Annotated in this window: 10 protein-coding genes; 6 read left to right on the top strand and 4 right to left on the bottom strand. The window is 66.6% G+C overall.

What is annotated here, in order from left to right; all coding sequences use genetic code 11:
- The gene (locus tag FB478_RS11085; protein WP_018770153.1) at window positions 1–513 is read right to left on the bottom strand and encodes a metallopeptidase family protein; all 513 of its coding nucleotides are present in this window, start codon (window positions 511–513) and stop codon (window positions 1–3) included.
- 117 nt (window positions 514–630) lie between these two features.
- On the opposite strand from FB478_RS11085, the gene FB478_RS11080 reads away from it, so the two are divergent.
- The 4 genes from FB478_RS11080 (at window position 631) to FB478_RS11065 (ending at window position 4,167) form a co-directional block, all read left to right on the top strand.
- On the top strand, window positions 631–1,017 hold the full coding sequence (locus FB478_RS11080) for a DUF3499 domain-containing protein (RefSeq protein ID WP_026265913.1): 387 nt from the start codon (window positions 631–633) through the stop codon (window positions 1,015–1,017).
- Window positions 1,018–1,095: 78 nt separating this feature from the next.
- The gene (locus FB478_RS11075; protein WP_018770151.1) at window positions 1,096–1,323 is read left to right on the top strand and encodes a Trm112 family protein; all 228 of its coding nucleotides are present in this window, start codon (window positions 1,096–1,098) and stop codon (window positions 1,321–1,323) included.
- Window positions 1,324–1,398: 75 nt separating this feature from the next.
- Window positions 1,399–2,865, top strand: coding sequence for an adenosylhomocysteinase (gene ahcY, locus FB478_RS11070; RefSeq protein ID WP_056393496.1), 1,467 nt, complete (start codon window positions 1,399–1,401; stop codon window positions 2,863–2,865).
- Window positions 2,866–2,928: 63 nt separating this feature from the next.
- Complete coding sequence (locus FB478_RS11065; protein ID WP_056393498.1) at window positions 2,929–4,167, top strand: Ig-like domain-containing protein; 1,239 nt, start codon at window positions 2,929–2,931, stop codon at window positions 4,165–4,167.
- Window position 4,168: 1 nt separating this feature from the next.
- On the opposite strand, the gene FB478_RS11060 is transcribed toward FB478_RS11065, so the two are convergent.
- Window positions 4,169–4,969, bottom strand: coding sequence for an RDD family protein (locus FB478_RS11060; protein WP_056393501.1), 801 nt, complete (start codon window positions 4,967–4,969; stop codon window positions 4,169–4,171).
- A gap of 88 nt (window positions 4,970–5,057) precedes the next feature.
- Here FB478_RS11060 and FB478_RS11055 point away from each other — a divergent pair, with 88 nt between their 5' ends.
- Window positions 5,058–6,050 (top strand): stage II sporulation protein M, encoded by a 993-nt coding sequence (locus FB478_RS11055; protein WP_186447784.1) that lies wholly within the window; start codon window positions 5,058–5,060, stop codon window positions 6,048–6,050.
- A gap of 124 nt (window positions 6,051–6,174) precedes the next feature.
- A complete protein-coding gene (locus FB478_RS11050) occupies window positions 6,175–7,473 on the top strand; it encodes a TIGR01906 family membrane protein (protein WP_056393503.1) in 1,299 nt (432 codons plus the stop codon).
- Here the strand turns inward: FB478_RS11050 and FB478_RS11045 are convergent.
- Entirely contained in the window at window positions 7,464–9,293 is a 1,830-nt protein-coding gene (locus FB478_RS11045) for a long-chain fatty acid--CoA ligase (protein WP_056393505.1), read from the bottom strand. The two genes, FB478_RS11050 and FB478_RS11045, sit on opposite strands and share 10 nt — an antisense overlap.
- Window positions 9,294–9,360: 67 nt before the next feature.
- Window positions 9,361–11,088: a dolichyl-phosphate-mannose--protein mannosyltransferase gene (locus tag FB478_RS11040; RefSeq protein ID WP_144600459.1), complete on the bottom strand. Its 1,728-nt coding sequence runs from the start codon at window positions 11,086–11,088 to the stop codon at window positions 9,361–9,363.
- Between the last annotated feature and the right edge of the window lie 18 nt (window positions 11,089–11,106).

Raw genomic sequence — 11,106 nt, 5'->3', positions numbered from 1 at the left:
TCAATAGCGGCGGCGGTACACGGGATCCAAGGTTTCCGGAGCCACGCCGAGCATCTCGGCCGTGTGTTCCACCACCACATCGTGGACCAGGTCCTGGAGCTCTTCCACGCTGGAGCAGGCCTGCTCCACAACCCGCCGGTACACCGTAATCATGGGCCCGTCATCACCGGAAGCGGGTGTGTAGGAACCCATCGGCGGCGTGGTGGCATGGGCGGCCAGCTGCTCAAGGTCCGGCGGGATCTCGTCCACACCAAAGCGCACGCCGTCCAGTGTTTTGCCCCAAATATCGTGCAGCCGCTGGGCTGAATCCAGCACCATGTCGTCAAAGCGGTCGGCACGCGTCCGGTATCCGGGGTGCGTGGGCAGCATCACCTCACCGCGAAGGCCACGCCCGTGGCGGTTCCGGCGCCGCCTGAAGAAGCTCCTGCCGGCAGTCTCCACGCCCGTTGCCGTGCTGGCATCCGGGTCAGCCAACCGGACCGAAAAGCCTGATTCATGGTTCGATGACTGCATACATCGACTCTAAACCCGGGGGAGGATTTACGCGATACATCCCTGTGGCTGCGGAGACGCGTCGGCCCGTGCGCCAATGCGCGGTTTTTGCGCAGCCAAGGGGTAGTCTGTGATGTCGTGGGAGCTATCCGTCAGTGTTCAAGGTCAGCCTGCCGCCAGTCGGCGGTAGCCACCCTGACGTACGTGTATGCAGACTCCACCGCAGTCCTGGGTCCGCTGGCCACGTATGCGGAGCCGCACTGCTACGACCTCTGCGAGCAACACGCTGACTCGTTGACCGTTCCCCGCGGCTGGGAAGTGCTGCGCCTGGCCATGCCGTCGACCCCCCAGCAGCCAGGGCCGGATGACCTTTTGGCGCTCGCCAACGCCGTACGGGACGCCGCTGCCCTCCCCCCGGAAGCCCAGCCAAGCGCCCAGCGCGGCCACCATTCCGCCCTTGAAGCTCCTGCGGGCGCCGAAGGGGTACGCCGGGGGCACCTGCGGGTCCTCCGGGAACCTTCCTGACCTCCATCTGGCGGTACGCTGGAAGCTGCACATCTTTCCGCTACCGGCGCGAGCGCGCCCGCCAGGGAGCATGAACAAATGCCTAAGATCAGTCCCGAGCTGTTGTCCGTCCTGCGTTGCCCCGTGACCGGCTCGCCGCTGGTCCAGGAGGGCGAAGAACTGGTGGCCACTGCCGCCGGGGATACGGGGATCAGGAACCGGTACGCCATCGAAGACGGGATCCCGCTGCTGCTGCCTCCGGAACTGCTGGCTGCAGCAGCATCGGCAGGTTCGGACCAGCACGATCACGCCGCGGCAGGGCTCTAGTTCACCTGTATCCGCCCGCACAGAAACAGCAGAACGGGGACTGGACCAGGACCCGGACCAAGCAAAGGACCACCCATGACTTTTGACTACAAAGTTGCCGACATCTCCCTGGCGGAAGCCGGCCGCCACCAGATCCGCCTGGCGGAGCACGAAATGCCCGGCCTGATGTCCCTCCGCGAGGAGTTCGGCCCCACCCAGCCGCTCAAGGGTGCCCGGATCGCCGGTTCCCTGCACATGACGGTGCAGACCGCGGTGCTGATCGAGACCCTTACCGCGCTGGGCGCCGAGGTCCGCTGGGCCTCCTGCAACATCTTCTCCACCCAGGACGAGGCCGCCGCGGCCGTGGTGGTGGGCAAGGGTACCGTTGAGGACCCCAAGGGAGTACCCGTGTTCGCCTGGAAGGGCGAGACCCTTGAGGAATACTGGTGGACCGCCGAGCAGATCCTCACCTGGCCCGGCGCCGACTCCAACCCCGAGCTGGGTCCGAACATGATCCTGGACGACGGCGGCGACGCCACCATGCTGGTCCACAAGGGTGTCGAGTTCGAGGCCATCGGCAACGTGCCGTCCGCCGATGCCGAGGATTCCGAGGAATACGGCATCTTCCTGGACGTGCTGCGCCGCTCGCTTGCCGCGGACCCGCAGAAGTGGACCCGGACGGCAGCCACGATCAGGGGCGTCAGCGAGGAGACCACTACCGGTGTCCACCGCCTCTACCAACTGGCTGACCAGGGCAAGCTGCTCTTCCCGGCCATCAACGTCAACGACTCCGTCACCAAGAGCAAGTTCGACAACAAGTACGGCATCCGCCATTCGCTGCCCGACGGCATCAACCGGGCCACGGATGTGCTCATGGGCGGAAAGGTCGCTGTCGTCTGCGGTTACGGCGACGTGGGCAAGGGCGCGGCCGAGGCGCTGCGCGGCCAGGGTTCACGCGTCATTGTCACCGAGATCGACCCCATCTGCGCGCTGCAGGCGGCCATGGACGGCTACCAGGTGGCCAAGCTGGAATCCGTCCTGGCCCAGGGCGACATCTTCATCACCACCACGGGCAACAAAGACGTCATCATGGCCGAGCACATGACCGGCATGAAGAACAAGGCCATTGTGGGCAACATCGGCCACTTCGACAACGAAATCGACATCGCTGGCCTGGCCCGCATCCCCGGCGTCAAAAAGGTCGAAATCAAGCCCCAGGTCCACGAATGGGTCTTTGAGGAAGGCACGGCGGCGGAGCGCTCCATTATCGTCCTGTCCGAGGGCCGCCTGCTCAACCTTGGCAACGCAACCGGCCATCCGTCTTTCGTGATGAGCAACTCGTTCGCAAACCAAACCATTGCGCAGATCGAGCTGTGGACCAAGCGGGACCAGCACGAGTATGAGAACAAGGTCTACGTGCTGCCCAAGGTCCTGGACGAAAAGGTGGCCCGGCTGCACCTGGACGCCCTGGGCGTTGAACTTACGGAACTGACTAAGGACCAGGCGGAATACCTGGACATCGACGTCGCCGGTCCGTACAAGCCCGAGCACTATCGTTACTGAGACGTAAGGGCCCGGGCGCCATCGAGCGCCCGGGCCGTTATTTTCTGCACCTAGGATCGAAACATGGAGCCTGATGTAAAGCCCCGCCGGCGGGGGACTGCCAAGAAAATCCTTGCCGTGGCAGCCGTGTGTGTCCTGGCTGCCCTGGGCGGGGTTTTCGCCGCCGTCGCCCCGGGCCTTGCCGGCGGCCCGCTTGAATCCGAAGCAGGCTCCGCACTGCGGACATCGCCGGGCATCGCTTCCCCCGTTGTTCCGCCCGTGACTTTCGACGCGGCGCCGGCCAACGGTGCAAAGCAGGTGAACCCTGCGGCCCCGGTGTCCCTGAAAGTGGGCAACGGGACCATCCAGCGCGTCACGCTCGCCAGTACGGCGGGGAAGACCATTGATGGCAGCATCGATGCCAGTGGGACGGCGTGGTCCGCCACCGGGCCCCTGGAATTCAACACCGAGTACAGCTACACCTACGTGGTCAAGGACGCCGCCGGACGCGAGACCAGCACCACGCAGTCCTTCAACACGGTGACAAGCTCCCACGAGGCCGACGCCGCCGTCTACCCGCTGAACGGGATGAAGGTGGGCGTGGGGCAGCCCCTGCAGATCATCTTCAGCGAACCCGTGACCAACCGCGCCGCCGTGGAAAAGGCCATCAAGATCACCACGACGGCGGGACAGGCCGGAGCATTCCATTGGTACAGCGACACCATGGTCCGGTACCGCGCGGAGAACTTCTGGGCAGCGAACTCCACCGTCACCATGGACATGCAGCTCTTCGGGGTTGACCTGGGCAACGGCCAAATCGCGAACTTCAACAAAAAGGTGAATGTCTCGATCGGAGACAAGAAGGTGGCCGTCGCCGATGCCACCGCGCATACCTTCACGCTCAGCGTCAACGACCAGCCCGTCAAGACCCTGCCCGTCAGCATGGGGGATAAGCGCTTCCCCTCGGCAAAGGGATACGCAGTGCTTATGGAGAAGAACCGCTTTGACCACTTCAGGGCGGCAAGCATCGGGCTGAAGCCCGACGATCCTGCCTACTACGGTGAGGCCGACGTCGAATACACCATCCGTCTCACCCTGAGCGGCGCCTACATCCACCAGGCCCTTGAATCGGCCTTTCCATACATCGGGAACGCCAACGTGTCCCATGGGTGCATCGGCTTCCTGCCCGACGGGGCGGCGTGGGTGTTCGACAACATGGGAACCGGCGACGTGGTCCAGATCATCAACACCGAGGGTGACTACGCGGCAAATACCGACGGGTTCGGCGACTGGAATATCCCGTGGAGCGAATACGACAACTAGGTCAGGTGGAGAACGGCAGACGCTGCAGCCGTTCCCCGATCTCCGTGTTCCGCCGGTGTGACAGCGACAGCCTGGTGAACTCCCTCTGCCGCCGTTCAGCCACGACGGCGGCCAGATAGTCATCGGCGCCCGTGCCCGGAGGCGGGGGCGGAGCGACGTGTGCGGACAGTTCAGCGGCGATGGCCTGCGCCATGCCCGCCCGGGACAGCGGTGCCATCCGGCCTGCCTGGCGGATGAACTGGGCGGCCCTGCGGGCTGTGGCATCCGGAATACGGCCAATATCCGCCGCTGCAGCCCACGACTGCAGATGGGGTGGAACAAAGACCCGGAGGGCCTGGTCCGCAGGTACCCGGCTGCGGACAGCATAGGTGCCTGCGAGCAGGTCGCCGAGCCGCCTGGACTTGTCGTTGAAGAGCGCCACGGCGAGGGCAAGGCCGCCGAACGTCAGATAGATCTCAAGGAACCCGGTCAGGCCGCGGATCACCGCATGCCGGAACCGGATGGCGCCGCCGTCCTCACGGACCACCCGCAGGCCCGTGGCCAGCTTACCCAGCGATCGGCCCCGGCTCAGGGTCTCGACGGCCACGGGCACCACCACCAGGCAGAACACGACGGCGGCCAGGCCCAGGGCCCGCGCGGCTGCCCCGTCGAGGTCCGCGCCTGCGGCCGACAGGCCAATCATGACCAGCACCAGCAGGACTACGTGGACGATTGCGTCGATAAACAGGCCCAGGGCCCGGGCGGCGAAGCTCGCCGGCCGGAGCTCCAGCACCACTGCCTCGCCGGTGATTATCGGGCTCACACTGCATCCCTGCCCTTCGCATCTGGTGGTTCGAACGATCACATGGTGCAGACGGTCAAATTCTAATGCCGGGCGCTAGGCTGTAGCCGTGGACATGGATGCCTTCGCCGCCGTCAATGCGGACAAGTGGGCGCGCCTGCGTAAGCTTGCCGGCAAGGGCAGGCTCACCGGAGCCGAAGCCGACGAATTGCTGGCGCTGTACCAGTCCACGTCCGGCCACCTGTCGCTGGTCCGTTCCATGGCGCCGGAAAGCGGACTCTCCGCGTCCCTCTCGGCCACGCTGGCCCAGGCACGGACCCGCTTCACCGGCGCCCGCTCGAATGCCTTGGCTGACCTTGCACGGTTCTTCGTCGTGGCCCTGCCGGCGGCCCTGTACCGGCTGACCTGGCTGACCCTGGCCTGCGGCACCGCTTTCGTGCTCATCGCTGCCGCGTACGCCATCTGGATCGGGACGTCCCCCGAAGCCCTCCGGGCCGTGGCCTCGGAAGCCGCTGCCGCCCAGTACGTGAACGAGGACTTCGTCAATTACTACTCGGAGAACCCGGCAGCGTCCTTTGCCGGTGCCGTCTGGACCAACAATGCCTGGATCAGCGCACAGGCCGTGGCCCTGGGGATCACCGGTGTGTGGGTGCCAATGATCCTGTTCAGCAATGCCCAGGGAGTGGGCATTGCAGCGGGCATCTTCGCGTCTGCCGGCAAGTCCGACGTCTTCTTCAGTTACATCCTGCCGCACGGGCTCATGGAGCTCACCGCCGTCTTTGTTGCCTCCGCAGCGGGCCTTCGGGTCTTCTGGGCAACGGTCGCACCCGGACCACGGACCAGGGGCCGCGCCGTCGCGGAAGAGGGCAGGTCACTGATTACGGTGGCTCTGGGGCTCGTGGTGGTGCTGTTCGTCTCAGGCCTGGTGGAAGGGTTCGTCACCCCCAGCCCGCTGCCGGCCTGGGCCAGGATCGGAATCGGGGCGGCGGTTCTCAGCGCGTATTGGATCTACGTCCTGGTGTGGGGCAGGCGCGCCTGCCTTGCAGGGGAGCGCGGCGACCTCCGCCGCGAGGATGCCGGCTACACGGAAATCGCTGCCTGAATCGTTGTAATCCTGCCGGGGTGGTTCCTCGCCCGGCGGAACTTCCGGACGGTAGGCTCGACTGCAGAATGAATCGCACCGGCTGACTGGGACCGGTGCGGAACCCAACGGAAGTGACGCTGCTGTGAATGACGAGACACCGGCCCGCGCCAAAAGCGCCACGCCGCAGCCGGAGCCGTTCCTGGACACGTCCGGGGACTCCGACGAGCCCGCATTTTCCTGGCTGACGCCCGCTGCCGGGGACAAACCGGCCGGGAACGAACCGGCCGGGGGCAAACCTGCCGCTGGCAAGCCAGGCGGAGAAAAGCCAGCCGGCGACAAGCCCGGCATCAATAGGACCGGCCCCGACGAGCCCGGCGGACACGCCGGCCGGAACCAGGCAGCGGCAGGAAGCAAGGCCGCCCAGCCAGGAAGCCGGGCCGACCGCAAGGCCGCGGAAGCCGCCGTCGGATCCTCCGCCAACGGCTCCTCCACCGCCGGAGCCCCAGCCGCCGCAGCTGCCGCCTCCCGCAGGCCCGCGGAGCACACTTCCACTGCGGGCTCCGCCGCGGCCGGGCCCGGCACCGGTTCGCCGGTCTTCAAGGAACCCCTTCCCACGTCAGCACTGCACGTCCGTCCCCCCGAGGAGGAAGTGGAGCGCCGCAACGCCCAGCGCGAAAGCGCTGCGAACGCCAAACCCGTGGCACCGCGTGTCATGCAGGTTTTGCTGGCCATCATCTACCCGGTAATCCTGCTGATCCTGGCCGTCCGGGCCGTGACCAGCCCGCTTTTTCTCTGGGTGGAGTACAACCGTCCCGGGTTCCCCGGTGACGGATACGGCTTCAACACCGACGACAGAATGACGTACGGCTCCTATGCGGTGGACTACCTGAGCAACTGGGCGGGCCCCAGGTACCTGGGCGATCTGGTGCACCGCGGCGGCGAGAAGCTCTTCAAGGACGGCGAAGTCAGCCACATGGCCGACGTCAAGGTTGTCATCCTGTCCACCTTTGGTGCCGGTGCACTGCTGCTCCTCCTGGCGCTGACCGCGATCCTGTACCTGCGCAAACGCAGCACCGGCGGGATCCGGCGCGGCCTCTTCGCCGGTTCCATCATCACGCTGGCACTGATCCTGGGCCTCGGCACGCTGGCGGCCCTGGGCTGGCAGCAGTTCTTCACCGAATTCCACCGGGTCTTCTTCGCCGCCGGATCCTGGACCTTCAGCCTGGATGACACCCTGATCCGGCTGTTCCCCAGCCAGTTCTGGATCGACGCCGGCATCGCCATCGCGGGCCTGGTGCTCCTGGCATCCATTGTGACGATGGTCCTCACCTGGCCCACGCGACGCCGCCGCGGCATTGCGCAGCAGGCAAAGCCGGCCACGGCGGACCGGGACAAGGCGGACCGGGAAAAGGCGGGGCCGGCCACGGAGGATCAGCCGTAGATTCCGGCAATCTCCGCCTGAAACTCCTGGACCACTACGGAACGCTTCAGCTTCAGGGACGGTGTGAGGTGCCCGGACTCGACGCTGAACTCGGCGTCCAGAAGCCTGAACGTGCGTACCGATTCGGCTTTGGACACCATCCGGTTGGCCAGGTCCACTGCCTCCTGCACCGCAGCCAGGACGGCGGGATCGTTCGCGGCTTCGCTGAGGGGGAGGGGAGGAAGGCCCCGTTCGGACCGCCAGTTGGCAACGCCCTCCGGGTCCAGGGTCAGCAGGGCTGACACGAACGGTTTGCCGTCGCCCACCACCACGGCGTGGGCCACCAGTTGGTGGCTGCGGATCTTCTCCTCCAGCGGCCCGGGCGCCACGTTCTTGCCGCCGGCCGTGACCAGGAGGTCCTTTTTGCGTCCCGTGACGGTAAGGAAACCGTCCTTGTCGAGTTCACCGAGGTCTCCGGTACGGAAGAATCCGTCCACGAACGCCTCGGCGTTAGCCTCCGGATTGGAATGGTAGCCCCGGAAAACACCGATTCCCTTGACCAGGATTTCGCCGTCTTCGGCCACCCGGATGGTGGTGCCCGGGATGGGAATGCCCACCGTTCCCACTTTGGTGCGGGAAGGCGTATTCGCGGTGCATGGCGCCGTGGTCTCGGTCAGCCCATACCCCTCCAGGACGGGAATGCCTACGCCACGGAAGAAATGGGCATCCTCGGAAGCCAGGGGACTGGCCCCGGACACGGTGTATCCCACCTCGCCACCCATCGCCTGGCGCAGCCGCGGGTAGACCAGCCGGTCATAGATCCCGTGCCTGATCCGGCTCAACCGGCCCGGACCAGGCCCCTCGCCGCGGCTGTGCCGGTCCTGTTCGCGTGAGTACTCGATGGCGGCGGCCGCTGCGGCGTCGAAGAGCCTGCCCTTGCCTGCCACAGCGGCCTTGTGGGCGGCCGTGGCCCTGACCTTTTCGAAGATGCGCGGCACCACCAACAGGAAGGTGGGGCGGAACGTGCCGAGGTCTTCGAGGAGCTGGGCGGCCCCGGGGGTATGCCCCAGCGTTGCCCCTGCGGCAAGGCATACCACCTGGACGGCGCGGGCCAGCACGTGGGCCAGCGGCAGGAACATCAGGGTGCGGGCCTGGTCCTCCTGCAGGATCTCGGGCAGGAACGCAACGATGTTCTTGGCCACCAGGGCAAAATTCCCGTGCGTGATCTCGCACCCTTTGGGCTTGCCCGTGGTGCCCGATGTGTACACCAGGGAGGCGAGGTCGGCCAACCCCGCGCGGCTGCGGTGCCGCTCCAGTTCAGCATCACTGACTCCGGTGCCCGCAGCGGCGAGGCTGGCAAGGTCCGGGGCCTCGCCGTCGTAATCCATCCGCACCACGTTGACCAGGCGGTCGCTGAGCTCGGCGCAACCGGCCACCACTCCGCTGACCAGCTGCACCGTGGCCCGGTCACCGGCGAAGACGCGGCGGACCCCTGCGTCCTGGATGATCCACTCCACCTGGCTGGCCGAGGACGTTTCGTAGATGGGCACCGTCACACCGCCGGCGAACCAGATGGCGAAGTCCACCAGGGTCCATTCGTACGAGGTGGGCGACATCACGGCCACCGTGTCGCCGGGCTCCAGGCCCCCGGCGATGAGCCCCTTGGCCAGGGCGCTGACGTCCTGGAGGAATTTTTGCGCGGGGATATCCACCCAGCCGTTGGGGCCCTTCCGCCGGTACAGGGCGTGGGCCGGGTTGGCGGCGTGCTGCTCCAGCAGCAGGTCAGTCACGTTGCTGTTGGCCTCAAGCTCAACCAGCAGTTCCGTGCTCGCTTCTCTCACAGCAGGTCTCCGTTTCCGCTGCCATGCCGCGGCAGCGGCTCCTTCAGGTCTCTGTTGCCATCCTGCCCTAGATCCAGGATGGCATCCACATCCGGACCTTCCAGTCGACGTACGGGATGACCTCGCCGGTCCAGATCGGGTAGAAAAACGCCGACAGCAGGAGCGCCGCCGCCAGGAACAGGACCACCAGATACATGCCGGAGCGACGGCGCCACGGCGGATCCGTGGCCCGGCCCAGGACCAGCCCCAGACAGTACACCAGGGCCAGGACCAGGAACGGCTCAAAGGACACCGCGTAGAAGTAGAACATGGTCCGCTCCGGATACATGAACCATGGCAGGTAGCCCCCGCCCACCCCGGCCAGCACTGCCCCGGCGCGCCAGTCCCGGCGTCCCACCCACCAGAACAGCAGGACCACCAGCGAGATGGCTGCTGCCCACCAGATCAGCGGGTTACCGACGGACAGGATGGCGGAGGTGCACTTTTCCACGTCACAGCCCGGGGTGCCCTGGGGCGGGGATTCATAGAAGAACGACGTCGGCCGTCCCATCACCAGCCAGCTCCAGGCGCTGGCCTGGTAGGGGTGCTCGGAGCTCAGGCCCTGGTGGAACTTGTACGCTTCCAGGTGGTAGTGGACAAGGGACCGGACGGAGTCGGGCAGCCAGCCCCATTCCGCTGACGGGTTGCTCTCCGCCCAGTGACGGTAGTAGGCATTGGCCGAAAGGAACCAGCCGGTCCAGGTAGCCGAGTAGACAATGGCTGCGACGGGCACGGTGGCCGCGAAGGCGGGAATTCCGTCCCGGATCACGCCGCCGCTGATCCAGCCGCGGATGCCCGCCACCCGCCGGGCGTTGAGGTCCCACAGCACGGTCAGGAGGCCAAAGCCCGCCAGGAAGAACAGGCCGGACCACTTGGTGCCCACGGCCAGGCCCAGGCAGACCCCCGCGGCCACCCGCCACCAGCGCACGCCCAGCCACGGTCCGGCCAGCAGCGCCCGGGCCGGGGGCTGTCCGCCGTTCGTGGCGGCGGCATGGGCAAGCCGGGCCGCCAGGCGACGGCGCCCGTCTTCGCGGTCCATCAGCAGGGCGCCGAACGCGGCAAGGATCCAGAACGTGAGGAAAATGTCCAGCAAGGACGTCCTGGACATCACCAGGTGGTGGCCGTCGACGGCGAGGAGCAGCCCCGCGGCACCCGCGAGCGGAAGCGAGCGGAACAGTTTCAGGGCGATCAAGGACACCAGCAGCACCGTGAGGGTGCCGGTGAGGGCTGCGGCGAAGCGCCAGCCAAAGGGATTCTCCGGCCCGAACAGCCACATCCCGGCCGCGATCATCCACTTGCCCACCGGTGGATGGACGACGTATTCGGGAGTGTTCAGCAGGACGTCCGGATTGCCGGCATTAAAGGAATCATTTGCCTTGTCCGGCCAACTGCGCTCATAGCCGCTCATGAGGTAGGAGTAGGCGTCCTTGACGTAGTACGTCTCGTCGAACACCAGCTTGTGCGGCACTTCCAGGCGGATGAACCGGAGGAGGCCGCCGGCCACCGCCGTCAGGACCGGGACCAGGACGAACCACAGCCGGAGCGACGGCGGATAATCCCGCCAGGACATGCCGGTACCAATGAGCCTTGCCCGCAGTGCCTCCACCGTGAACGCCTCATCAGGCCGGCTGATCCAGGGGCGGGCGGCCTTGCCGCCGGGTGCCGTCCCGGTTGCCCCGGCTTCGGCCGGGGATCCCGCGGCGTTGGGTTTCCCGGGCCCCGTGGGCCGCGTCGAGGTCTGCGTCACGAGCCCCATGCTACCTTTTGCGGCTGC

This window comes from Arthrobacter sp. AG367 (genome assembly GCF_007828995.1).
Taxonomy (GTDB): domain Bacteria; phylum Actinomycetota; class Actinomycetes; order Actinomycetales; family Micrococcaceae; genus Arthrobacter.
Note: the sequence above shows the minus strand (reverse complement) of the source record. Positions and strands in the feature narration are given on the sequence as shown.